At 31.8% G+C, this 25,388-nt stretch carries 24 protein-coding genes; 13 read left to right on the top strand and 11 right to left on the bottom strand.

Going from position 1 to position 25,388, the window contains the following annotated elements:
• Positions 1-45: 45 nt before the first annotated feature.
• The 3 genes from ACKTST_RS04340 to ACKTST_RS04330 are packed head-to-tail and all read right to left on the bottom strand — an operon-like array spanning position 46 to position 2,603.
• Positions 46-1,512: an MAP7 domain-containing protein gene (locus tag ACKTST_RS04340; RefSeq protein ID WP_408046507.1), complete on the bottom strand. Its 1,467-nt coding sequence runs from the start codon at positions 1,510-1,512 to the stop codon at positions 46-48.
• Complete coding sequence (locus ACKTST_RS04335) at positions 1,493-2,059, bottom strand: hypothetical protein (RefSeq protein WP_408046506.1); 567 nt, start codon at positions 2,057-2,059, stop codon at positions 1,493-1,495. Before ACKTST_RS04335 ends, ACKTST_RS04340 begins: the two co-directional genes overlap by 20 nt.
• The gene (locus ACKTST_RS04330; protein WP_408046505.1) at positions 2,052-2,603 is read right to left on the bottom strand and encodes an RNA polymerase sigma factor; all 552 of its coding nucleotides are present in this window, start codon (positions 2,601-2,603) and stop codon (positions 2,052-2,054) included. Before ACKTST_RS04330 ends, ACKTST_RS04335 begins: the two co-directional genes overlap by 8 nt.
• A 100-nt stretch (positions 2,604-2,703) precedes the next feature.
• On the opposite strand from ACKTST_RS04330, the gene meaB reads away from it, so the two are divergent.
• Together meaB and ACKTST_RS04320 are read left to right on the top strand one after the other, a co-directional pair.
• A complete protein-coding gene (gene meaB / locus ACKTST_RS04325) occupies positions 2,704-3,777 on the top strand; it encodes a methylmalonyl Co-A mutase-associated GTPase MeaB (RefSeq protein ID WP_408046504.1) in 1,074 nt (357 codons plus the stop codon).
• A gap of 36 nt (positions 3,778-3,813) precedes the next feature.
• A complete protein-coding gene (locus tag ACKTST_RS04320; RefSeq protein ID WP_408046503.1) occupies positions 3,814-4,155 on the top strand; it encodes a tRNA-binding protein in 342 nt (113 codons plus the stop codon).
• A gap of 134 nt (positions 4,156-4,289) precedes the next feature.
• On the opposite strand, the gene sucC is transcribed toward ACKTST_RS04320, so the two are convergent.
• Positions 4,290-5,486: an ADP-forming succinate--CoA ligase subunit beta gene (gene sucC, locus ACKTST_RS04315; protein WP_408046502.1), complete on the bottom strand. Its 1,197-nt coding sequence runs from the start codon at positions 5,484-5,486 to the stop codon at positions 4,290-4,292.
• 244 nt (positions 5,487-5,730) lie between these two features.
• On the opposite strand from sucC, the gene ACKTST_RS04310 reads away from it, so the two are divergent.
• Together ACKTST_RS04310 and ACKTST_RS04305 are read left to right on the top strand one after the other, a co-directional pair.
• Positions 5,731-8,202, top strand: coding sequence for a DUF5916 domain-containing protein (locus ACKTST_RS04310; protein ID WP_408046501.1), 2,472 nt, complete (start codon positions 5,731-5,733; stop codon positions 8,200-8,202).
• Between the two features lie 90 nt (positions 8,203-8,292).
• A complete protein-coding gene (locus ACKTST_RS04305; RefSeq protein ID WP_408046500.1) occupies positions 8,293-8,952 on the top strand; it encodes an ABC transporter ATP-binding protein in 660 nt (219 codons plus the stop codon).
• A gap of 21 nt (positions 8,953-8,973) precedes the next feature.
• On the opposite strand, the gene ACKTST_RS04300 is transcribed toward ACKTST_RS04305, so the two are convergent.
• On the bottom strand, positions 8,974-9,432 hold the full coding sequence (locus tag ACKTST_RS04300) for a hypothetical protein (RefSeq protein ID WP_408046499.1): 459 nt from the start codon (positions 9,430-9,432) through the stop codon (positions 8,974-8,976).
• A gap of 195 nt (positions 9,433-9,627) precedes the next feature.
• Here ACKTST_RS04300 and ACKTST_RS04295 point away from each other — a divergent pair, with 195 nt between their 5' ends.
• Both ACKTST_RS04295 and ACKTST_RS04290 read left to right on the top strand, forming a co-directional pair.
• A complete protein-coding gene (locus ACKTST_RS04295; RefSeq protein ID WP_408046498.1) occupies positions 9,628-10,182 on the top strand; it encodes a CPBP family intramembrane glutamic endopeptidase in 555 nt (184 codons plus the stop codon).
• A gap of 1 nt (position 10,183) precedes the next feature.
• The gene (locus ACKTST_RS04290; protein WP_408046497.1) at positions 10,184-10,945 is read left to right on the top strand and encodes a TIGR02757 family protein; all 762 of its coding nucleotides are present in this window, start codon (positions 10,184-10,186) and stop codon (positions 10,943-10,945) included.
• On the opposite strand, the gene ACKTST_RS04285 is transcribed toward ACKTST_RS04290, so the two are convergent.
• Positions 10,922-11,665 carry a Dph6-related ATP pyrophosphatase gene (locus ACKTST_RS04285; protein WP_408046496.1) on the bottom strand — a complete coding sequence of 248 codons (744 nt, stop codon included), beginning with the start codon at positions 11,663-11,665 and terminating at the stop codon, positions 10,922-10,924. The genes ACKTST_RS04290 and ACKTST_RS04285 overlap by 24 nt on opposite strands.
• A 56-nt stretch (positions 11,666-11,721) precedes the next feature.
• Positions 11,722-13,071, bottom strand: a complete 1,350-nt coding sequence (gene rimO / locus ACKTST_RS04280; protein WP_408046495.1) for a 30S ribosomal protein S12 methylthiotransferase RimO — start codon at positions 13,069-13,071, stop codon at positions 11,722-11,724.
• Positions 13,072-13,576: 505 nt separating this feature from the next.
• Here rimO and ACKTST_RS04275 point away from each other — a divergent pair.
• On the top strand, positions 13,577-15,418 hold the full coding sequence (locus ACKTST_RS04275; protein WP_408046494.1) for a PLP-dependent aminotransferase family protein: 1,842 nt from the start codon (positions 13,577-13,579) through the stop codon (positions 15,416-15,418).
• A gap of 138 nt (positions 15,419-15,556) precedes the next feature.
• Here the strand turns inward: ACKTST_RS04275 and rlmF are convergent, their stop codons facing one another.
• The 3 genes from rlmF to ACKTST_RS04260 are packed head-to-tail and all read right to left on the bottom strand — an operon-like array spanning position 15,557 to position 18,665.
• Positions 15,557-16,411: a 23S rRNA (adenine(1618)-N(6))-methyltransferase RlmF gene (gene rlmF / locus ACKTST_RS04270; RefSeq protein WP_408046493.1), complete on the bottom strand. Its 855-nt coding sequence runs from the start codon at positions 16,409-16,411 to the stop codon at positions 15,557-15,559.
• Positions 16,411-18,006: a bacillithiol biosynthesis cysteine-adding enzyme BshC gene (gene bshC, locus ACKTST_RS04265; RefSeq protein ID WP_408046492.1), complete on the bottom strand. Its 1,596-nt coding sequence runs from the start codon at positions 18,004-18,006 to the stop codon at positions 16,411-16,413. The genes rlmF and bshC overlap by 1 nt, the downstream gene beginning before the upstream one ends.
• The gene (locus ACKTST_RS04260) at positions 18,006-18,665 is read right to left on the bottom strand and encodes a class I SAM-dependent methyltransferase (RefSeq protein WP_408046491.1); all 660 of its coding nucleotides are present in this window, start codon (positions 18,663-18,665) and stop codon (positions 18,006-18,008) included. The genes bshC and ACKTST_RS04260 overlap by 1 nt, the downstream gene beginning before the upstream one ends.
• A 121-nt stretch (positions 18,666-18,786) precedes the next feature.
• Between ACKTST_RS04260 and ACKTST_RS04255 the strand changes: the two genes are divergently transcribed.
• The 5 genes from ACKTST_RS04255 to ACKTST_RS04235 are packed head-to-tail and all read left to right on the top strand — an operon-like array spanning position 18,787 to position 23,956.
• A complete protein-coding gene (locus tag ACKTST_RS04255; RefSeq protein ID WP_408046490.1) occupies positions 18,787-20,715 on the top strand; it encodes a BatA domain-containing protein in 1,929 nt (642 codons plus the stop codon).
• The gene (locus ACKTST_RS04250) at positions 20,712-21,971 is read left to right on the top strand and encodes a dihydroorotase (RefSeq protein WP_408046489.1); all 1,260 of its coding nucleotides are present in this window, start codon (positions 20,712-20,714) and stop codon (positions 21,969-21,971) included. Before ACKTST_RS04255 ends, ACKTST_RS04250 begins: the two co-directional genes overlap by 4 nt.
• A 4-nt stretch (positions 21,972-21,975) precedes the next feature.
• Positions 21,976-22,305 carry a DUF4870 domain-containing protein gene (locus ACKTST_RS04245; protein WP_408046488.1) on the top strand — a complete coding sequence of 110 codons (330 nt, stop codon included), beginning with the start codon at positions 21,976-21,978 and terminating at the stop codon, positions 22,303-22,305.
• A gap of 3 nt (positions 22,306-22,308) precedes the next feature.
• On the top strand, positions 22,309-22,947 hold the full coding sequence (locus ACKTST_RS04240; RefSeq protein WP_408046487.1) for an alpha/beta hydrolase: 639 nt from the start codon (positions 22,309-22,311) through the stop codon (positions 22,945-22,947).
• Between the two features lie 58 nt (positions 22,948-23,005).
• Positions 23,006-23,956: a sterol desaturase family protein gene (locus tag ACKTST_RS04235; RefSeq protein WP_408046486.1), complete on the top strand. Its 951-nt coding sequence runs from the start codon at positions 23,006-23,008 to the stop codon at positions 23,954-23,956.
• 52 nt (positions 23,957-24,008) lie between these two features.
• On the opposite strand, the gene bcp is transcribed toward ACKTST_RS04235, so the two are convergent.
• Positions 24,009-24,461 (bottom strand): thioredoxin-dependent thiol peroxidase, encoded by a 453-nt coding sequence (gene bcp / locus ACKTST_RS04230; RefSeq protein WP_408046485.1) that lies wholly within the window; start codon positions 24,459-24,461, stop codon positions 24,009-24,011.
• Between the two features lie 104 nt (positions 24,462-24,565).
• On the opposite strand from bcp, the gene ACKTST_RS04225 reads away from it, so the two are divergent.
• Complete coding sequence (locus ACKTST_RS04225) at positions 24,566-25,216, top strand: endonuclease III domain-containing protein (RefSeq protein ID WP_408046484.1); 651 nt, start codon at positions 24,566-24,568, stop codon at positions 25,214-25,216.
• Positions 25,217-25,388: the final 172 nt, after the last annotated feature.

The following is a 25,388-nucleotide window of genomic DNA, read 5'->3' as shown; positions in this document are numbered from 1 at the left end:
TGCAGTAATTTTTAAGAAGAAAAAGTAATTTTATTTCAATAAACTTTATTGTTTTTTTAAAGTTAATTGACTGTATTTTCCGTCAATTTCTATCTTACTATCTTTTGATAAAATGATAAAATCTCCATTAAATTTAATATCTCCATTCTTAGAAGTAACCATATTTCCATCAGCATCAAAATTTAATTTATTCTTTATTTCTGAGGAATTTATACCTGCATCAGAGTAATTTAAAAACACTTTTAAAGTATTGTAATTAGGATGAACTTTTTCAATGGTTAAGTTTCCAAATTCGTTTTTTACTTCAACATCGTTATAAACATTACTCACCACTACACCCGATGAATTAGAGTTTACCGATGCGTTAGTAACCGATGCTAATTGAGCATCGGTTACATTATTTAAAAACAACGTACAAGCGTTTAATGAATTTATGTTTACTGGTGAATACGATACGGTTAGTTTACCGCCATCTATCGCATCTGCCTTAAATGTACCGTAACTTACTTTTCCAGAAGCTTTTGTTTTAGGCAACGTAACTTTACAGTGACGCGTATTTAAATCGAACGTAGCATTTTTAGGAACTTTTACGATAATCTTCTTAGTTACCTTTACTTTTTTACCATTTACTGTAAAGTTGTTACTATCGGTAGCAAAAGAATAGCGAACACGATTTTTTTGCATTTCTTTTCTAGCCTTAGCCATTTCTTTTCTTGCATTGGCTAACTCTCTTTTAATTTCTTCTCTGTTAATTTTTCTAATCTCAGCTCTGGCTTTAGCCATTTCTTTTCTTAATTCTTTCTGATTGATTCTTTCAACTCTAACTCTTTTTAATTCTTCTTGAATTTCTTTTTTGCGCTCTTCTTGATGTTTTTTGAATTCTTTATACTTATCTGTTTTCTTGAATTCTTCCCATTCTTTTTTTGATTTGATTGTGATGTCATTTACACCATCTTTCCAGTGGAAAAAATAATCACCACCATCTTTCGCATACTTATCAAAATCAAATTCTATGTTTTCTAAACCTGTAACAATTTCTTCAAAATTAATTTCAGGTATTACAATTTCAGGAAGTTCAGGTATCTCAGGAATTTCTGGCATCTCAGGAACAACAATCACAGCATCATCACTATTGTATTGAAATACTTTTGGAAAATTGTTTTCCGATGAGTTAAAGAACACAATGTTGTCATTTCCTAAAGAGTGAAAACTACTTCTGTTTGCGTTTATTTGAACTTTACTTTTGTTACCTAAAGCTTCAAACTTCCAGTTATCTAAATATTTTTGAGCTTCTTTTTTATCAAGCCCTTCTACTTCAATAATTGCTTCTATCGAAACTTCATTTTTATTCCAGGTAGTTACATCAATTTCTGCATTTGAGGCATTAATTTTCACCTCTACATCTTTATTGGTGTTAAAATTTTCGCTTATTTTCTTGTCGTATTTCTGTGCTGATACGACAGTAGTTACTAACAGTAAAAAAATACTGATTTTAAATTGTTTGAATGTCATTTTGAGTTGGATTTTTAAATTCTTGTAATTGTTTTTGCATACGTTTTAACAGCTGTAAACGCAGTTGCAGGTTTCCAATCAATGCATTGATAGTATCGTCGTTAATTCCTTTTGTATTGAGCTCTTGAGTTAACGATTTATATTCTTTAGTTAATTCACCTATCTTGGTTAAATAACCGTCAAAAAGTTCTTTATTATCGTTGGTTAATTCTAACTGACTTAATTCATAATTTATAGTGTTTACATAGTAATCTTCCACCGTTTTTAACTCTGGTGAAATGGTTCCTAAACTAATTTGGTTTCTCAATTCTATAGGAACTTCTTTAATCGTTGGTTCTATAGTAGTTGTCGGATAAAATTTTATCCCCACACTCACCAACAATAGTAAAGACGCTGCAACAAACAACCATTGATACGATTTTTTTGTTTGTGGTTTTGCATGCAACTCATCTTGTAATTTTTGTTGAAAACGCTGTCTGTGATTTGTTGATAACTCCGATGAGTTTTCAATATTATTTTTTAGTATTTCTCTTAAATCTTTAGACATGATGTACTGCTTTTAATTGCTCTTGTACTTGTTTTTTTCCGCGTAATAAATGTGTTCTCGAACTCACTTCTGAGATTCCTAATATTTGTGAAATTTCTCCGTGATCGTATCCTTCTAACAAAAACAGTGTTAACACTATTCTGTACTTTTCTTTTAATTGCTGAATGCAGTTTACAATATCTTGGTACGATATGGTTGATGCTACACTCCAATTCTCATCTTCTTCTACTAAAGTGCTAGTTTCTTCATTAATTGCAACCAGCTCTAGTTTTTTCTTTTTTAAACAATCAATACTTTGATTGATTACGATTCTTTTTAACCAAGCACCAAAGGTTACTTCTTCTTTATACGAATCAATACTTTTAAACGCTTTAATAAAGGCTTCTTGCATCACATCTTCGGCAGCAAACGAATCTTTTACATATCGCAAAGCCACTGTATACATAGCATCGCAATACAAATCATACAATTGCATTTGCGCTTTTGCATCATTATTTTTACAGGCATCTATAACCGGTTGATGTAGCTGTTTGGTTGATTTCATTATTGATTTCTTACCCTAAAGACGAGTCTTTTTATACTCCGTTGCATTTTCCTGCATTTTTATTTCTAAATTTACATTATTATTCTGTTTTAGCTATACAATGACCGATAAAAACAAATCTGCACTTACCGAAAAAGACGGAGTTTCTCAACCTGAAACCACCAGCAAAGCATCCGCAGAAAAAATAAAACAAAACAGAAGAAAAAACACCTCTACTGAAGAATTTGTAAGGCAAATTTTAGCTGGAAACATTCCTTTTTTAAGTAGAGCGATTACTTTGGTTGAAAGCACCAACCCAAAACACCAAGAACAAGCCAATGAAATTTTAGAAGCATGTTTACCACATGCAAATAAATCTATCAGAATTGGAATTACAGGTGTTCCTGGGGTGGGAAAAAGTACGTTTATCGAATCTTTTGGAAAGCATTTAACTGCCTTGGGTAAAAAAGTAGCTGTTTTAGCAGTAGATCCGAGTAGTTCGGTAAATAAAGGAAGTATTTTAGGTGATAAAACTCGTATGGAAGAGTTGGTAACTGATAAAAATGCCTTTATCCGCCCTTCTCCTTCTGGTACTTCTTTAGGTGGTGTTGCTCAAAAAACACGTGAGAGTATAATTTTATGTGAAGCTGCAGGTTTTGATACCATTATTATTGAAACTGTGGGCGTTGGTCAGTCTGAAACTGCAGTACATTCTATGACCGATTTCTTTTTATTATTGAAGTTGGCTGGTGCTGGTGATGAATTGCAAGGAATAAAACGCGGAATTATTGAAATGGCTGATGCTATCGTGATTAATAAAGCAGATAGCGGCAACGAAAAAAACGCAAAAATTGCCAAAGTAGAATTTAACAGAGCGTTGCATTTATATCCGCCTAAAAATAGTGGTTGGCAACCAAAGGTTGTATTAGCAAGTGCACTCCATCACCAAAGAATTGACGCTATTTATACCATGATTGATGAATATATGAGTTTAGTTAAAGACTCAGGGTATTTTCAACAAAAGAGAAACGAACAAAACAACTATTGGTTGTTAGAAACCATTAATCAGCAGTTAAAAAGTAATTTTTACAACAATCCTAAAATTAAAGAATTACTACAGCAAGAAATTGCGAAATTAGAAAGCGGAAAAACAACTCCGTTTACAGCAGCAAAACGGTTGTTAAGCAACAAATAAAAAAAATAAGACCTCCACTTGTAGGGTTATAAATATATGGAAGAGAACACACTTACTTGGAACGATTTCACCAAAGTAGAAATGCGTATTGGCACTATTATTTCTGCGGAAATTTTTAAAGAAGTAAAAAATCCTGCTTATAAAATGCAGGTAGATTTTGGCGACTACGGAATTAAAAAAACATCTGCGCAAATTACCAAACTATACCAACCTGAAGATTTAATTGGCAAACAAGTGGTAGCGGTAGTAAACTTTCCTAAAAAGCAAATCGCCAATATAATGAGTGAATGCCTAGTGTTAGGTGGTTTAGATGATGATAAAGAAGTAACCTTATTAACTACCGAACGTACTGTTAAAAATGGGACGAAGATTGCATAAACTTAGTTTGATTCTTAACCGATAGCGAAACATATTAAAAATAATACCCACAAAAAAACCTCACTATAACAGTGAGGTTTATTAATATATTACTAAGAATTAATTTTTGGCTATCGCCCTGCAATTAAAAAGTTTTAAGCGTTTAAAACTTCTTGTACTTTATCAGCAGCTTCTTGGAACTCAGTAGCTGAGATAATTTCCATTCCGCTGTTGTCAATTAATTCTTTTGCTTCTTTAGCATTGGTTCCTTGTAAACGACAAATAATAGGCACATTAATTTTGTCTCCCATGTTTTTGTAAGCATCTACAACACCTTGAGCAACACGATCACAACGAACGATTCCTCCAAAAATGTTTACTAAAATTGCTTTTACGTTCGGGTCTTTTAAAATGATTCCAAAAGCAGTTTCAACACGTTGTGCATCTGCAGTACCCCCTACATCTAAGAAGTTTGCAGGATCTCCACCAGCTTGCTTAATTAAATCCATAGTTCCCATTGCTAAACCAGCTCCGTTTACCATGCATCCAACATTACCATCTAAATCTACATAGTTTAATCCAGCAGCTTTCGCCTCTACTTCAATTGGGTTCTCCTCACGCTCATCACGCATTGCAGCATAATCTGGGTGACGGAATAAAGCGTTATCATCTAAAGTTACTTTAGCATCAACCGCCATAATTTTATCATCAGACGTTTTTAATACTGGGTTAATTTCAAATAACGCAGAGTCTGACTTTACGTAAGCAGTATATAATGCAGTAACGAATTTTGTCATTTCTTTAAACGCAGCACCACTTAAACCTAAGTTAAAAGCAATTTTACGCGCTTGAAAAGGCATTAATCCTAAAGCAGGATCAATTTCTTCTGTAAAAATTAAGTGTGGTGTTTCTTCGGCAACTGCTTCGATATCCATACCTCCTTCAGTAGAATACATAATCATATTTCTACCAGTTGCACGATTTAATAAAACCGACATATAAAATTCATTCGGCTCGCTATCACCAGGATAATATACATCCTCAGCAATTAACACCTGATTTACTAATTTTCCTTCTGCAGAAGTTTGAGGCGTGATTAACATCATTCCTAAAATATCATTAGCAATAGATTTTACCTCGTCTAAGTTTTTAGCTAACTTAACTCCTCCTCCTTTTCCACGACCACCTGCGTGAATTTGAGCTTTAATTACATGCCAACCAGTTCCTGTTTCTTCAGTTAATTGTTTAGCTGCTTCAACAGCTCCTTCTGGTGTAGTTGCAACAATTCCTCGTTGTATTCTAACACCAAAACTACTTAATATTTCTTTACCTTGATATTCGTGTAAGTTCATTCGATATGAATTTTAAAAGTCGAACAAAAATACAAATTCAATTTATAATACCTTATAATTTGCAGGTTAATTTACCATAAATCTTAATAGGTTAAACTTATTTAACATTCACATTTCTTTAACATTTATTTTGTCACAGTATTTTTTTTAACATGTCTTTATAGTAATTAACACGAATTTATGATTTAGTGTACCAAATCATAAATACTTTAGCAATACCAATACCTATACTATTTCATCAACTATGAGGAGGATTTTAACACTCGCTATTACTTTATTTTTTATTTCACAAGTAACTACTGCTCAAGAAATTAACCAAAACAGAAAAAAACTAGAAGCAACCCGAACAGATTCTCCGCCTCGTATTGATGGTGAATTAGTAGATGATACTTGGGCAAACGTACCTGTTGCAAACAACTTTGTAATGATGCGCCCTGATAATGGAAAACCAGAAGTTGATACGCACAAAACAGAAGTTAAATTAGTATATGATGATGAAGCGGTGTATATATCAGCAATGATGTATGACCCTGAACCATCTAAAATTCCAGCTGAATTTACCAACAGAGACAATTTCGGGAATTCAGATTTTTTTATGGTGATGATGAATCCTATTGATGACGGACAAAACCCAGTAATGTTTATCGTTACTGCTGCTGGAACTCAAATTGACTCGAAAGTTTCTAATAAATTTAATGAAGATTACAACTGGAGTGCAGTTTGGGAAAGTGCTCATAAAATAACTGATAATGGCTGGAGTGTTGAAATGAAAATTCCGTACCGAGCATTACGCTTCGCTAACAAACCAATTCAGTCTTGGGGTATGAATTTTCATAGAGAAATTAGAAATTTAAATTCTCGTTATACATGGAATCATATCGATAACCAACAAGGTGCTTGGACGCAGTATGATGGTTTAGTTGAGAATCTTAAAGATATTAAACCACCAACAAGATTATCTTTTTATCCGTATGCATCTATTACCTCTGATAATGGTACAGTTTCTTCAAATAGTATTCTCGTTGGATTCAAAGATTTACAATACAATTTTGGTATGGATGTAAAATATGGTATTACTGAAAATTTTACGTTAGACGCTACATTAATACCTGATTTTGGACAAGTTGGCTTTGATAATGTTACTCTTAATCTTGGACCTTTCGAACAACAATTTACTGAGCAACGTCAATTTTTTACCGAAGGAACAGAGCTTTTTACCAAAGGGCGTTTATTTTATTCTAGAAGAATTGGAGCTTCTCCTATTAAATCTGCAAACGTAGATGAAGATAATGAAACCTTAATTGAAAACGATGACAAGGTTAAAATGTTGAATGCCGTAAAGATATCTGGAAGAACCAAAAACGGACTAGGTATAGGTTTTTTTAACGCTATTACTGATAAAACAGAAGCTACAATTCAAAATAATACTACAAAACAAGTTAGAAAAGAAACTACCAATCCACTTTCTAACTATAATATAATGGTGTTAGACCAGCAGTTCAACCAAAACTCATCGGTTTCTTTAATCAACACTAACGTAACTAGATTTGGAGATTTTAGAGATGCTAATGCCACAGGATTGTTATGGCATCTTGAAGATAAGAAAAGTACCTATAACATTGATGGGTCTGTAAAAATGACAAACATCAGTGATGATCCTTCTGAACCAAATACAGGTTATGCTTTTGACACCAGTATTGGTAAACACGCTGGTGCTTGGCGTTGGGAAATTGGATATCAATTTGAAAATAAAGACTTTAATCCAAATGATATGGGTATCTTATTTAGTAATAACGAACAGGGCATTTACGGATTTACAGGATATCGTTTATTAAAACCTAAAGGAATTTTCAACAATTACGGTATCAATTGGTATTATAACATTAATTTTTTACATCATTCAGGTGTATATACTGGTGCTAACTCTGGATTGTCATTTTGGGCAAATACTAAAAACCGTTTTAGCTTTGGTGGTAACTTAAATTATAGTACTGAAAGAAAAGACTTCTTTGAACCAAGACATTACAAAGGTTCATTAGGAGGTGTTTATTTTAAAAGACCTGAGAGATTAAACATTAACCACTGGGCTTCTAGTGACTACCGTAAAAAATTCGCGATTGACTATGATTTTTGGTACACTTTTAACAGGCAAACAGTAGAGGAAATAGACCAAATGAGTTATGGATTTGGTATTAGACCAAGATATCGTTTTAACAATCAATTCTCATTAATTTACGGTTTAAATTATAGTAAATCTGAAAACCAATTTGGTCAAGTTAGTAAAGAAGACGACGACACAGATTTTTATTTCGGTCAACGCGATTGGACTTCTTACAACAATTCTTTAACAGGAAAATACACGTTTAGCCCAACATCTTCTTTATCTCTTACATTTAGACACAACTGGAGTAAAGTTCCGTACGATCAATTTTTTCAGTTAAATACAAATAACGGAACATTAGAAAGCACAACGTATACTGGTGAGCATGACATGAACTTTAATAGTTGGAATTTAGATTTAAATTACGCATGGCAATTCGCCCCAGGAAGTCAATTAATTGCTTTTTATAGAAATTCTATTTTTAGCTCTAACGACAATGCAAATCAGAGTTTCTTTAAAAACTTAGACAATCTTTTTGAAGAACCAAACCAACATACATTTTCTCTTCGAGTTGTGTATTTTATAGATTATAACAATTTGAAAAATATATTTTAAAAGGGGATTTTATCTATTGTTTGAAATCAGGTAAGCTGTAAAGTTTATCTGATTTCTTTTTTATACATTCGTTACTTTGAAAACTACATCATGATTGTTGCTAAAAACATACACAAACATTACGGAGATGTCGAAATCTTAAAAGGAGTAAATCTTCACATTAAAAAAGGAGAAATTGTAGCTATTGTTGGTCCTTCTGGAGCAGGAAAAACTACCTTACTTCAAATTTTAGGAACGCTTGATAAGCCTTTACAACAACAAAATTACGAGTTATTTGTAGATGGAATTTCAATTAAAGATTTAAACGATAAAGAAGTTTCAGCTTTTAGAAATAAGCATATCGGTTTTATTTTTCAATTTCATCAATTATTACCTGAGTTTACTGCTATAGAAAACGTATGTATTCCAGCTTACATAGGCGGAAAAGGGAAAAGTGAAACAGAAAAACGTGCTAAAGAACTGCTTTCTTTTTTAGGTTTATCGCACAGAGAAAATCACAAACCCAACGAACTTTCTGGAGGTGAGCAACAACGTGTTGCTGTTGCTAGAGCACTAATTAATGAGCCTTCGGTAATTTTTGCTGATGAGCCTTCAGGAAATTTAGATTCTACTTCTGCTAAAAATTTACACGAGTTATTTTTTAAACTTCGTGATGAATTCGGGCAAACCTTCGTGTTGGTTACTCACAACAAAGATTTAGCAGCCATGGCAGATAGAACACTTACTATGAAAGATGGTGTTATTATATAACGAATATGTTATTGCACCGCTCTATATTTTTTCTGCATACATTATCATTTTATCTTTAGTCATAGCTTTTGCTTTGTTTTCATCTTTGCTAAAAAAGTTAATATATACAAAATCTTTATTTCCTTTTGTACCTGGCATAAAACAGATAAAACTATTTTCATCATATGTTACAAAATACAGTCCCATACTGTTATAAAATGCAGGTTTGTTAACTACTTTGCTTAACTCTAGTTTATAACTATAAATAGCGGGAAAACATTTTTCACAAGCAGCAACCGCAGCCATTTTTACTCCATTATTTTCGGCTAATTGTACGAGCATTGTATTCGTTTTCCCTTTAACACCTTTTTCAGCAAAAGTTGTATAATAAACACCGTCCATACTTTTAGTTGGTTCTAATTCTTGGGCAATAATTTCTTGAGTTGAAATAATTATTACTAGAATTGTAAAAACCTTAAAAAAATCTTTTAACTTGATCATTGTAATTTATTTTTTTGTTGTCAATAAATATAAGTAATATGAATAATTTTATAAAAGATACTAAGCAAAACTTTCCAAAAGCATCATAAGGCTACATGAATTTACAACTATTAACATTAAACAGCTGTGTAAAATACATTCAAACAATGTAACGCTTTAATCATTTCATCTACTTATTATAAAATCAACCAAACCATGAAAGAAACTTTTCAAGAGCTTATTACCTATTTAAAAAATCCTATTTTAGAAAAAGATCCGAATCAAAATAACTCGTATAGATTTTCTAAATTCTTACATCTTTTATTAATTAGTTTTATAACCGCTATGTTTAGTTTGGTTTTAATAGGATTAGTTGATGAACTTGGATTAGTTAATCTTGCTGAAGATCATAAAGCTGAAGAACTTTTTAATTCTCTCCCAAAACTTGCAGTATTCTTTCTTGTGGTTGTATTAGCTCCTTTATTAGAAGAATCAATTTTTAGAGCTCCGCTAACCGCTTTTAAAAAAGGAAAACAATTTAGAATAGCATTTTACATTTTTGCTATTCTTTTCGGAATCGTTCACATTACCAATTATGAAATTTCTACAAATGTGTTATTACTTTCTCCTATTTTAGTTTTACCGCAAACATTATTAGGTTTCTATTTAGGTTTCATTCGTGTTCGTTTCGGATTGTTATGGTCTATAGCATTACACGCTGTGTATAACGGAATTTTTGTAATATCAAGTTTTATAGGAGAATTACTATAAAATGAATAAAACTGAACTAAAAGATTTCCTAGATCAAAAGGTATTACAGTACAATAATGCTGATTTTATTGATAGCGACCCTATTCAAATTCCGCATCAATTTACTGTAAAAGAAGATATTGAAATTGCTGGTTTTTTAGCTGCAACGATAGCTTGGGGAAATCGAAAAATGATTATCAATAATTCACATAAGATGATGGAGTTAATGGGAAATTCACCGTATGATTTTGTTCTCAATCATTCTGAAGAAGATTTAGCTGATTTTGACGGATTTGCACACCGAACCTTCAATGCTGAGGATTTTAAGTTTTTTGTGAAGTCATTGAAAAACATTTATAAAAATCATGGTGGTTTAGAAAACGTATTACATCCACAAAAAGAAGACAATTATAAAATTGCTATTCATAATTTCAAAAAAACATTCTTTGAAATCCCATATCAAAACAGGACTTTAAAACATGTTTCTGATCCTATGAAAGGCTCTGCTTCAAAACGAATTAACATGTTTTTACGTTGGATGGTTCGAGAGAATACTACTGGAGTTGATTTAGGAATCTGGAAAACACATTCACCAGCACATTTACACTGTCCGCTAGATGTGCATACAGGAAACACTGCAAGAAAACTAGGAATTCTTACCAGAAAACAAAACGATTGGAAAGCTATTCAAGAACTTGATATTACTCTTAGAGAGTTCGATAAAGAAGACCCAGTTAAATATGATTTCGCTTTGTTCGGATTAGGAGTTTTCGAGAAGTTTTAAGTCACAATACCAAAAGCTAGTGTCATAATTTTTTACTTCTTCTTTGGTTGATGTATGACAGTTTTGTGAGTCATCTTTATTCAACGTATAAGATCTTTGAATCTTCTCTCCTATTTCAAATTCTACAGGTTCTTTAAAAATGGGGCCATCATAACAAAATGTATGAAACTCTCCATTTTCTCCACATACATCAATATTTTTAGGTAAATCTTTAATAAAATCTTCATCAATAATTCTACCTACAAATTCTTTACCTAACAATTTTGCGTTGGTACAAACAGTAATTGTTTTAAAACCTAATTCGAGAAACTCATACAATAAAGTTTTGGTGTCTTTTTTCCACAATGGATACACCCCTGTAATTCCTACTTCTTTTAATTTTGAATCTCTGTAATTGCGTAAATCTTCTAAAAAAATGTCTCCAAAAACAGCATAATTATATCCTTGATTGGTTAATTCTGAGGTTTTCTCTTTCATTTTTTGATTGTATAAATCCATCGTAACATCCGCAGGAAATTCTATTTTTTCTAATGAAATCCCGATGCTTTTTGCTTGCGCTTCTAACAAACTTTCATGCAAACCATGCATCGATACACGTTGATAATCTTTATTAATATTGGTAATCAACTTATCAACCTGATACTCTTTTTCTTGTAAAACTTTATACAACGCTAACGAAGAATCTTTCCCTGAACTCCAATTAAAATAAGCTTTTTTCATGTAACAAATATGCATAAAAAATCCTGCAAAAGCAGGATTCTTATTCTAATATAGTTTTATTTTCTCTTATTTAAAGGAACTGGTCTTTCTTGCTTTACAACTGGCGTCCCATGCAAATCATAATCACCTGCATCGTGTATTTCAATATCGATAAATTCACCTAACTTAATATAATGTTCACGAGCATCTACGATGACATCATTATCAACATCTGGTGAGTCAAACTCAGTACGACCATAGTAATACTCTCCGTCTTTTCTATCAAATAAACACTTAAAAGTTTTTCCAATTTTTTCTTGATTCAATTCCCAAGAAATTTGAGATTGAACTTCCATTATTTCGTTAACTCTTCTATATTTTACGTCTTCTGGAACATCATCTTCTAAAGCAAAAGCTCCAGTATTTTCTTCATGAGAGTATTGGAAAGCACCTAAACGTTCAAAACGCATTTCTTCAACCCAATCTTTTAACTCTTGGAATTGCTCTTCTGTTTCACCTGGGTACCCAACAATTAAAGTAGTTCTGATTGCCATATTAGGCACATACTCACGAAATTTCTTAATTAAATCGGTTGTTTTTTCATGGGTAGTACCACGTTTCATCGATTTTAAAATCTCGGTATTGATGTGTTGTAACGGAATATCTAAATAATTACAAACCTTTGGTTCTTCTTTCATCACATCTAACACATCCATTGGAAATCCTGATGGGAAAGCGTAGTGCAAACGAATCCATTCAATTCCATCTACTTTAACCAATTTTTTTAACAAATCCGCTAACGCTCTCTTTTTATAAATATCTAACCCATAATAGGTTAAATCTTGAGCAATTAACATGATTTCTTTGATGCCTTTTTCTGCCAATTTAGTAGCTTCGGTAACCAAATCTTCAATAGGAGTTGATTTATGCTTTCCTCTCATTAAAGGAATTGCACAAAACGAACACGGACGATCGCAACCTTCAGCAATTTTTAAATAGGCATAATGTTGTGGAGTTGTAGTTAAGCGTTCACCTATCAATTCATGCTTATAATCTGCCTCTAAAACTTTTAATAAATTTGGTAAATCGTGCGTACCAAAATACTGATCTACATTGGTAATTTCTCTTTCCAAATCTGGTTTATAACGCTCACTTAAACAACCCGAAACAAATACTTTATCTACTTCTCCAGCTTCTTTGCGCTGCGCGTAATGTAAAATGGTATCAATACTTTCTTCTTTGGCTTTACCGATGAAACCACAGGTATTAATTACCACAATATTACCATCATCATTCTCATCTTCATGAACAACATTTTTACCATTTGCCTTTAGTTGTCCCATTAACACTTCACTGTCGTAAACGTTTTTAGAACACCCTAAAGTAACTACATTAATCTTATTCTGTTTTGTTGTTTTTGTACGCATCTTATAAAAAATTCGGTGTGCAAAGATACGTTTTAATTCAGCTTTTTATAGGGTTTAGATTCTAAAAATTTAGTTTGATTCTTAACCTTTAAACAACTAACTTCGCTATCGGACGATATCAATCATTAAAACGACGGATATCTTAACCTTTGTATTGAATTCAGCTAAAGCTGACCTATGTTGCTACGTTGTGCGCTGCGCTTCAACTCCCGCCCCACAGGAAATTCAATACAACGACCTGCTAAACCAAATTGCTTTTTAAACTAACTTTTTGAATACTCACCGCAACTTTAGCTGCCCATCGAGGGAAAACTCAAAACTACATAAGCTAAAATCAATTTGGTAACGTTCTACTTGTCTTTAATCTTTTTTATGAATAAATTCACAAAAAAAATTAAACCCAGAACGTAACTGCGTTTAGCAGGTCGTTAGCGAAACATAATTCTTTACCCTTTCTAAAAATTCCAAATAAACGTATCTTGCAGCTTCTTAAAAAGAACCTACAATGCAAGACAATAACATACACGCCTATATAAAAAATGTATTAAAAAATATGCCGTCAGATTGGTTAAACTTAACCACGCACCGACTGGATATTTATATAGAAAAATTAGCAAAAACTCAGTTTTTAGAACAATTCGAAGGTTTATATAAAAATAACAATGCTACTGCTTCTGCTTTGAGTGAGTTACCAACTGCGTACGATTATATTCGATTAGGACATCCGTTATCGTCTGTATTAGAATGGACGATTGCTAAACTATACAACACAAAAGCAGAAAATGTTATTAGTTTTTCGTCACAAACGATTCCTGTATTGGCTGTGTTAAGAGCGAATTTATTTACTAATAAAAACACTTTAATAACATACACCAATGAATTACCTAGTTCATTTGATTCCGAAGTAATTAAAAATGTATACGGTTACCAATTTGAGTTGAAAAAAGTTAATTCGATTGACGAAATTTCTGAATTCGATGGTAGTGTAGTGTTTATTTCTGAACAAAATAACATTTGCAATTTTAGCAACAATTCAAATATTGATTTCACCATCAATACGCATCCCGAATTAGGAAGTATTTTATTGGTAAATGGCGAGCAAAACGATTCTTATATCTCAGAAATTCAACATGTAAGAAGACGAGAAACTATTGCTATGACTCCTTCCAATTCATTAAAAGCGTTGAAAAGTCTTGTCGACGAACCTTACAATGCTGAAGTAACTGATTTGGTTAAAAACAAGACAAAAGTTAAGGAGTTAATCAATCAAATTACCAACACCAATACCAAAGCGTTAGTGGCTTCAAGCGGACTTTCAATTCAGTACGCTATTTTGATGGGATTGATTGATTACGCTAACGAAAACCACAACGGAAAAGCTATTAAAATTGTGGTTCCACCAAATTGTTACGGGGGAACAAACGACCAAGCAAGACGTATTGCTGCTTGTTTAAATAATGTTGAAGTGGTTGATTTTGCTGTTGATGGAGACAATGACATGGTAGAAAGTATCGATACTGTATTAACAAACATTGCCGAACAAGATGCAGTTCCGTACATCATTGCTGAAATCCCTACCAACCCAAGAGTAGAAGTACCAAATCTTACCAATTTAAGAGAGGTATTGAGTAAAAAACGTGCTACACTTTCTGGTGAAACAGCGGTAGATCCTGTGTTTATTTTAGACCAAACTTTTTGTCCGAATGTTCATTTTTTAGGTGATAACGACATATTAGCAAATGTTAGAACTATTTCTTTTGCAAGCGGATCAAAGTTCCCAAGTGGAGGAAAATGCACTGCAGGATATTGTGTAGGAAATAAAAAAGCAGCCACTTTAATTGATAAAATAGAAAAACATTTACTGCTTTGTGACAACGAAGCTACTCCGCTTCAATATGAAATACTAGCAACACAAATGCCATCGATGAATCAACGAATTGTTGATGCGTATAAAAACACACGTGCTTTTGTAAACTTTATTCACGAAGTTTTACCAGACGCAAAAATTAATTTTGTTTCTGAAGAATTGGCTTCGCAAGAGTTTATGCCTTCCGTTTTTTCGCTAGATCTTCCTACCAAAGGTAATACTGCTGAAGAAAAAGAAGCTTATAAAAGAGCTTTAAACTTAAAGCTTATCAATTTGATGATTACTGAAATTCCGAATGAAAGTAAGTATTGTGTAAGTTACGGGCAGTTAAAAGGTTGCTACTGGACGATTCCTGCAACCTCAACCCAAGGAACTACCAAAGAAGGCGATAAAGATTATATTGCTCGTGTAGCGCTGTCACCAAATATGAATTTAGAACGACACAAAGAAGTTTTTTTAGACTTTGTAAAAAGTATTTAACAAACAAAAACGTCATTGCGAGTGAAGTGAAGCAATCTTTATTTTAACTAACAGATTACTTCGTCATTCTTCCTCGTAATGACGTTTAAAAATTATCTTATTGGCTAAACCTTGTGACTTTTAATCAGTAACTAGTAACTAAAACCTCCAACAAACAATTCGGGTTACTTTATTTCCTTGATTCATTGGAATCACTTTAAATTCTTTTACTCCGAGTTTTTTACCAGAACTTTGCAAACTCTCTACATTTTCTTTTTTAGAAACCAAACTTGTAAACCATTTACTAGCATTAGGAACTTGAGAACTTTCATATAAATAGGTATGCAAAAAAGCTTTTTCACCACCTACATACCACAATTCATTGGAATTTCCTGCAAAATTCCTAATCGCATTATTACCTAAATTTCTAGACTTCCTTCGGTTTGCTCCTCTTGCCTCTTCTTCTGACTTATAAAATGGCGGATTACACATTGTTAATGTAAACAGATCATCTTCTTTGGTAATTCCTTTTAAAATATGAGTTTCATCTTTTTGATAACGAAGTGAAATTTTATCTTCTAAATTATTTTTATCAATAATTTTTTGAGCATTCGATAACGATTTTGCATCAATATCCGAAGCGGTAAACTCCCAACTATATACAGCATTTCCTAACAATGGATATATACACGTTGCTCCTGTACCAATATCTAAAACTTTTACATCTTTCTCGCCTTTAACCAAATCAGCTAAATGATGAATATAATCGACCCTACCTGGAATTGGCGGACATAGATTTTCATCAGGGAATTCCCACGAAGTTATTCCGTAATAAGAAACCAACAACGCTCTGTTAAATTCTTTTACCGCTAATGGGTCTGAAAAATCAATCGTTTCATTTTCAAACTTTTCAATAATAAAACTAGAAAGTTTAGGATACTTTTTTACTAACAACTTAAAATCGTATCCTTGGTTGTGTATGTTCTTAGGGTGTAATCCTTTTTGTGTGCTCATTAAAGTGTAAGAATTGTAAATTCTAATTGCAACGGATGTAAATTATCTTTTAAAATTTGGATAAAATCACTTCCGTATTCTAAATAAAACTCTGAAAAATTTCGCTGACGCTCTTCTAAACTTTGGTTTGGTAAAATTTCATTTTGTAACAACGTGATTCTTTCTACCATATCTTTTTGCCTTCTTTTCTCAGCTCGCAACCAACGCTTTTCTAAGTTTTCTAATCCTTTTAACTGTTTTTGTTCTTGTGCATTTACTGCACCTACAAACGATTCATCTGTTTTTGTTGCCAATTCTCGTAAATCATCAAACTGCTTTTGTAAAAAATCTTTTTGTTGTGAAAAATCTATTTTTACATTAGAATTATTCAACACTTTTTTTGCTAACAAATCGTTTTGTTTTAAAAACAATTCTTCTACAGAAACACCTAGTTTTTCAAGCTTTTTTTGTTGTTTTTCTGAAAGAATTTGAGCCGAATTTCTTAACAACAGAATTGGAAACGGAATATTTACTTTATCAAAATACGATTTTAACTCCAACCAATAAGCCAATTCACCTCCACCACCGATATAACACAAGTTAGGTAAAATCACTTCTTGATATAACGGACGCATAATTACATTTGGCGAAAAACACTCTGGTTGTTTGTGCAAATGATCTAAAATTTCATCTTTTGTCCAAGAAATTGAAGTATTCAACACTTTATAAACTCCATTTTCTAAAACAATACGCTCTCGCATTCCTTCAGTTATATAAAACAGGTTTATTTCACGCGGATTTACTTGTACATTATAATGCTCACCAAATTCACTTATCGTTTTTGAAACTTCTTTATACGATAATTGATTCAATAACTCATATTCTACATACGGAGTAAATTGTCGTTTTAGAGTTTTTGAATCAGCATCTAAAATTACCAATCCGTAATCTCCAAAAAGTTCATTAGCTATATATCTGGTTGCGTCAGCTAAAGTATTATGCTGTAAATAGCCTTTTTCAAAAATGTTTTTAATTTCTTTTGCATTAGTTGAATTTCCTAAATGCTCTGAAAAAACTTCAAACACTTCTTGTAACCCTTCGGTAGAAAAACGCCCAACTGCTCCTGTTTGATTGGAATTCCACTGAACTTTTTTTCCTTTATAATTAAAATAGTTTATTTCTTCAAAATCGTGATCTTCAGTAGCCATCCAATAAATCGGAACAAAATTTTCATTCGGATATTGCATCGCTAAATGCTCACACATATTAATTGCTGAAATTATTTTATACAGAAAGTACAACGGACCAGTGAACAAATTCAACTGATGACCTGTAGTTATTGTAAACGTATTTTCTTCGGCTAAACTTTCAATATTTTTTTGGGTTAAAGATGATGTTTTAACATCTGAATACTGTTCTTGTAACACCTTTACCAATCTTTGTCTTTGCGATGAAGTAAAATGTGATGCTTTCTTCTCTTCTATTTGTTTTTCAAAATTTCGCAGACTAGGAAAACGGTTGTAAAATGATTGAATCTTCTCATCCGCATTCAAATAATCTTCCATTGTTTTAGAGAAGAAGCCCGTATTTTTATACTGTATATTGGTTATTTTCATTAGCTTTTTCTTTGAAACAATGTGTAAACATAAGGTCTTTCGCCTCCATATGGATTTATAAATGTGTGATTGAACGAATCTAACAAAGTAAAATCATCACCTAACTTTTCTTGCAACATTTTAGTATTGTATCGCTGTAAAGGTAATCCGCAACATTTCTCTGCTCCGTTTAACGCAAAAACAGCTATAATTACAAATCCGTTAACTTTAACCACTTTTTTTAATAAATTAAAATACTTGTTTTGCTCTTCTTCTTTTAAGAAAAAATGGAGTACTGCTCTATCATTCCAAACATCTACATTCTCTAAATTTTGAAGTTGATTCGGATTTGTTAAATCATCATTGATAAACGTAACTTTTGAAGCTTCAGAGCCTAATCGAGTTTTTAAATCATTTAAAGCCTTTTCAGACAAATCGTTAGCAATTAGTTGAGAATATCCTTTAGCAACCAACTCGTCGATTAACATTGATGAACCCACACCAACATTTAGAATTGTAGCATCCTTTGCTACTCCTGATTTCTCTAACAATTCAATAGTTTGAACCGAACTTTCTTCAAACCACCCTAGTTTTTCAGTTGGATTTTTTTGATACGCAGCTTCCCAATGATTTTTTAAAAATTCACCAGGAAGTGTACATTCACTCTCTTTTGTAGTCATAGTTCAAAAATAGGAAATTTTAATCCTTTGTCGAAAACCAAACTAACTTCTAACAGATTTTTAACTTCATTCTTTTTTAAACCAGCAATTTGGCTATTTTTACAAATGGTAAAACACAACTATGCAGTTTAAACACCCAGAAAATTTATATTTCTTAGCTTTTTTACTCATTCCTATATTGGTGCATTTGTTCCAATTACAACGCTTTGTAAAAGTTCCTTTTACCAATGTTGCTTTTTTACAAAAATTGTTGTTGCAGACTCGTAAAAGTTCTCGCATAAAAAAATGGTTGATTTTAACCACTCGATTGTTATTACTTACTGCTTTAATTTTTGCTTTTTCGCAACCTTATTTTAGTAATCATAAAGCTGAAGAAAAACAAGATTTTTTTATTTTTTTAGATAATTCTCTAAGTACATCTGCCATTGGAGAAAAAGGGAATTTACTACAAATAGCATCGCAAGAAATTATTGAAAACTTATCAGAAAAAGCTAGCTACACTTTAGCTACTCATGATAATTTTTATAAAAATAAAACTGCTTCAGAGCTTAAAGGTATACTACTAAAAACAAGCAACACTGCAAGAAATACTAGTATAAAAGATATATTATTAAAAGCTGCAAACGAAAACGCATCAAACAACACAAAAAACATTCTTATTTCTGATTTTCAAAACGTTAAAAAAGAAGATCTGAATGAAATTAACGAGAATACAACTTTATTAAAATTAAATCCTGAGGAAAAAAGTAACCTGTCTATTGATAGCGTTTTTGTAGATGATAATGGTTCTTCAAATTATACCATCAACATCCTTATAAAAAATCAAGGAACTGCAAAAAAAGAGATCCCGATTGCTCTTTACAATGCTGAAAAACTAATCAACAAACAAACTTTTTCAGTTGAAGAAAACAGCACCAAGCAAGTTTCTTTTTCTGTTGTAAAAACACCTCTTTTATTAGGGAAAGTTGAACTTAATTTTAAAGACACTTACGGGTTTGATAATTCGTTTTATTTCGCCATAAATACCAACGATAAAATTAACATTCTAAGCATTGGAGAACCCGCTGAGTTTTTATCTAGAATTTATACTAAAGAAGAATTCAATTTTTCTACTTCTTCTTTACAAAACGTGAACTATAATACGATTCCAAAACAGCATTTGGTGATTTTAAATGAATTAGAAGATATCCCACAAACTCTTATTAATAGCTTAGAATCGTACACCGAAAATGGAGGAAACATTATTATTATTCCGAATAAAAATTCAACATTTACTTCCTATAATAGTTTATTCAACAAATTAAACATTGGAAGTATTCTTTCCCAAAAATCCGATAGTTTAAAAGTTACGGATATTAATTACAACCATCCTCTTTTTAAAAATGTATTTGAAAAGAAAGTTACTAATTTTCAATATCCATTTGTAAAAAAATCATTTTACACCTCTTTTAAAAACGCATCTAACCTTATTTCTTTTGAAAATAAGCAAGGGTTTATTCAACAAATACAATTACCAAAAGCGTCTTTGTATTGGGTAGCTGCTCCACTTCAAAAAGAAAACAGTAATTTCACTAATTCACCGTTGATTGTTCCTACTTTTTACAATATTGGAAAACAAAGTTTACAACTCTCGGAACTGTACTACACAATTGACAAACAAAACATCATTGACATTGATAAACACTTAGGAAAAGATGAAATTTTGACCATAAACTCAAAAGAAAATTCACTCATTCCTTTGCAACAAACTTTTCAAAACAAAGTTAGAATTACTACAAAAGAAGAACCTATTTTAGCTGGATTCTATGAAATAAAACAACAAAATGATCTGATAAAAAATTGTGCTTTCAACTTTCCTAAAAGTGAAAGTTCACTAGATTTTTTAGCAATATCAGACATCAATAATACTTCAATATCAACTTCAGTAAAAAGTACGTTAGAAAATATTAATGATGAACATAAAATTCAATGGCTTTGGAAATGGTTTTTGGCTTTAGCTATTGTATCTTTGCTATTAGAAATTTTGATCTTAAAATTCTTTAAACCATGACAACGCTGCTTAAATCGGCAACTATAATCGACACTTCTAGTCCTTACCACAAGCAAACCAAAGATATTTTAATTACTGACGGAATTATCACTAAAATTGACGATTCTATCACCTCAAAAAAAGAGTATCAAATTGTGGAACTTGATAACTTACATGTTTCAAACGGATGGTTTGACACTAGTGTTTCTTTTGGTGAACCTGGTTATGAAGAACGAGAAACGTTACAACACGGGGTGCAAGTAGCTGCAAAAAGCGGATTCACCGATGTAGCAATTAACCCTAACACACAACCAATTGTTGATAATAAATCAGCTGTTGAATTTTTAATTAACAAAGTAAAAGGAGCGGCTACTAACATTTACCCAATTGGAGCATTAACTCAACAAAGCAAGGGAGTTGAAATGTCTGAAATGTACGACATGCAGCAATCTGGTGCTATTGCTTTTGGTGATTATAACAAACCAGTTAGCAATGATAATTTGTTAAAAATAGCTTTGTTATATGCTCAAAATTTTAACGCATTGGTGTTAAGTTTTCCTAAAAACAATGCTATTGCGGGCGAAGGTGTTGCTAACGAAGGTAAAAATAGTACGTTATTGGGCTTAAAAGGAATTCCTGCTTTAGCGGAAGAAATTCAAATTTCTCGCGATTTATTTTTGTTAGAATATACAGGAGGAAAATTACACATTCCAACCATATCTACATCAAAATCGGTACAATTAATTAAGGAAGCAAAGAAAAAAGGGTTGGATGTTACTTGTAGTGTTGCTGTTCATAATTTGTTTTTAACTGATGATGAGTTACATGGTTTTGATGCGAATAAAAAAGTGAATCCGCCATTACGTACTGAACAAGATAGAAGAACATTGATAAAAGGGATAAAAGATGGAGTTATCGACATGATTACTACCGATCATAATCCTATTGATGTTGAACACAAAAAAGTAGAGTTCTCAACTGCAAAAGACGGAACTATTGGTTTAGAAAGTGCTTTTGGGGTTTTAAATACGGTGTTAGATATTGAAACTATTGTAAAATGTTTATCAGATAATCCAAGAAAGCGTTTTGGTTTAAACAACATTTCTATTAAGGAAAATGAAAAAGCTAGTTTAGCTATTTTTAATCTTAATGAAAGCTATACTTTTTCTGAGAAAAACATCTTATCAACCTCAAAGAACAGTGTTTTTTTAGATAAAAAATTAAAAGGAAAAGTATACGGAATTTACAATAACAATCAACTTATTCTAAATTCTTAATTTCATGAAAAATAACATAGTTAAGGAAGGAAAGATAAATGCTGCCTTAAGTTATATAACCCTAGTTGGCTGGATAATTGCTTATCTTTTAAACAAAAACAGCAACAATTCTTTCGTTAAATTTCATATTCGCCAATCATTAGGTTTGCATCTAATTTTATTTCTAATATCATTTATTCAAAACTTTAAAGTTCTAGGTTTTAACTTAAAATTTATTGCTAGCGCTTTTGCAATCATCTTCTTAATTATTGGATGCATAAACGCTTTATTTGAGAAAGAAAAGTTAACTCCTCTCATTGGAGAGCATTTTCAAAACTGGTTTAAATCATTATAAAATATGAGTTTACATTACTTAGTTAGAGAACCCAAAACTTCAATCGAAAATCCACCTTTATTAATTTTACTTCATGGATATGGTAGTAATGAGGAAGATTTGTTTTCATTTGCTCAAGAACTACCTGATGAATTATTAATTGTAAGCGCTAGAGCTCCTTATGAAATGGGTTATGGAGGTTACGCTTGGTATGCAATTAATTTTGATGAAATAAATGGTAAGTTTTCTGATTTAGTACAAGCAAATGAATCAGTTGATAAAATTGCCTCTTTTATTGATGAACTAAAAGAAAAATACAACACTAATCCTGAAAAAACTTTTTTATTAGGCTTTAGTCAAGGGGCAATTTTAAGTTACGCTTTAAGTTTCAAATACCCCAACAAAGTACAATATGTTGTTGCTTTAAGTGGCTATATAAACGAAGAATTATTACCTAAAGAAATAAACACTTTAATTTACACAGATTACTATATCTCTCACGGAACAGTTGATCAAGTACTTCCGATAGATTGGGCAAGAAAAGCACCTATAATATTAAAAAGCTTTAATTTAGAAAGTGATTACTCAGAATATCCTGTAGGACATGGAGTAGCTCCTCAAAATTTTTACAGTTTTAAAAACTGGATTGAGAAACGATTGTAATGTAACAATCGTTTTTTTTCTATAAAAAGAATACTTTTGCAACATAAAAAAGAAAGTTATGAATAGTTTATTCAATCAAGAAATATTATACTATTGGAGCGGGTACTTTTTCCTTTTTGTAATTTTTCTAGAGATGTATTTTAGCTATAAAGCTAAAACAAAAAACTACGAATTTAAAGATACCGCTACAAATGTATACTTTGCCTTAGTAAATTTTAGTCTAGACTTATTAATGAAAGTTACTTCATTTGCTATTATGGGGTTTTGCTATAAATACAGAATTATTAACTGGGAAGGAAATATGCTTTGGACATATTGGTTATTAGCTTTTATTGGTCAAGATTTTTTATATTATATACATCATTATGTAGATCATCATTCACGCTTTTTTTGGGCTGTACATGTAACCCACCACAATTCTGAATTTTTCAATATTTCAACTGGTTTTAGATCTCCAGTTTTACAACCTTTATTTAGGTACATGTTCTTTTTACCTTTAGCTTTTTTAGGTGTAATGCCATTACACATTATGTTCGCTTATGCTATGAATCAAAACTACGGAACACTATGCCATACTAATTTTATTAAAAGTAAATTAGGATGGTGGGGTTATATTTTCGTGACTCCATCTCATCACAGAGTGCATCATGCTTCTAATGCTAAGTATCTAGACAAGAATATGGGAATGGTATTAATTATCTGGGATCGTATTTTTGGTACTTTTCAAGCTGAAGAAGACGAAACTGAATATGAAAAATTACGTTACGGTTTAACCAAACCTATAGAAAACAAAGGACCTATTAACATTATCTTTCATGAGTGGAAAGAGATTTTTAACGACTTCTTTGTTCGTAAAAAAGATTTACCTTTTACTACTCGATTAAAGTATGTTTTTATGCCTCCGGGTTGGAGTCACGATGGAAGTTCTAAAACAAGTAAAGAGTTACAAAAAGAACTTCGTTTAACAGAAATAAGTTCTAAAAACTTTGCTACAAAAAAACTTCATTAAATAAAAAGAGCGATAAATATCGCTCTTTTTATTTGTGAATTATATCACTAATCTACTTCAAAATCTGACTAGCGTGTTCTTTAGTTTTTACTTTCGTTATCACATCTTCAATCACTCCATTTTCATCAATAACAAAGGTAGTTCTATGAATTCCATCGTATTCTTTACCCATAAACTTTTTAGGTCCCCAAACACCAAAAGCATTGATAACTTCTTTCTCTTCATCAGCTAAAAGAGGGAAAGGTAACTCATGCTTATCTATCCAATTTTGTTGACGTCTAGCTGAATCCGCACTCACACCTAACACATCGTAACCTTTAGCTAAAAATGTTTGATAATTATCTCTTAAATCACAAGCTTCAGCAGTACAACCAGGTGTACTTGCTTTCGGATAAAAAAACAAAACTAGTTTTTTGCCAGAATAATCTGTAAGCTTTACAATATTTCCTTTTTCATCTACTGATTCGAAATTTGGGGCTTTATCTCCTACTTTTAATGTTGTCATATTTCTTATTAAGTTGTGTTAAGGTACAAAGATACAAAGCAAAACTATTAATAATCAAATTCAACTTTGTAACTTGCATCCTTTGAAACTTTGCACCTAAATATATGACTAAGACAGAAAAAGTTCAATTTGTTATAGATGCTTTAGAAGAATTATACCCTGAAACACCTATTCCATTAGATCATAAAGACCCTTACACTCTTTTAATTGCCGTATTAATGTCTGCTCAAAGTACCGATGCTCGTGTAAATACTATTACACCTTTATTGTTTGAAAAAGCAGATAATCCTTACGATATGGTAAAACTTTCTGTGGATGAAATTCGTGATATTATAAAACCTGTTGGGCTATCACCTATGAAATCAAAAGGAATTCATGGTTTGTCTAAAATTCTGATTGAAAAACATAATGGTAAAGTTCCTATTGATATGGAAGCCTTAGAAGAACTTCCTGCAGTGGGGCATAAAACCGCAAGCGTTGTAATGTCTCAAGCATTTAATATTCCCGCTTTTCCTGTTGATACCCATATTCATAGATTGATGTATCGTTGGAACTTATCAAACGGAAAAAGTGTTGTACAAACTGAAAAAGATGCAAAACGCTTATTTCCTAAAGAATTATGGAATAAACTTCATTTACAAATCATTTATTACGGAAGAGAATATTGTCCTGCTCGTGGTTGGAAGCTAGAAAATGATATTATTACTAAAACAATTGGTAGAAAATCGGTGATTGACGATTACTATAAAAAATGAGCCTAAAAAAAGCCCCAACCTTGTTGAAGCTTTTTCCACTCTTAATTCAAATTCAATTCAATGAGATAGTTTGATTTCGTTTTAACTACTGTTAGCGATTTAGAAAAATTAATCAAATATTGAACTGTTTCTTGTTTTGGTTTCATGGTAAAGTCGGGAGACTTTTCTGAGT

This window comes from Tenacibaculum crassostreae, from assembly GCF_964512405.1.
GTDB lineage: Bacteria > Bacteroidota > Bacteroidia > Flavobacteriales > Flavobacteriaceae > Polaribacter > Polaribacter crassostreae.
The sequence above is the reverse complement of the archived record's forward strand: the minus strand, read 5'-3'. Positions and strand labels throughout refer to the sequence as shown.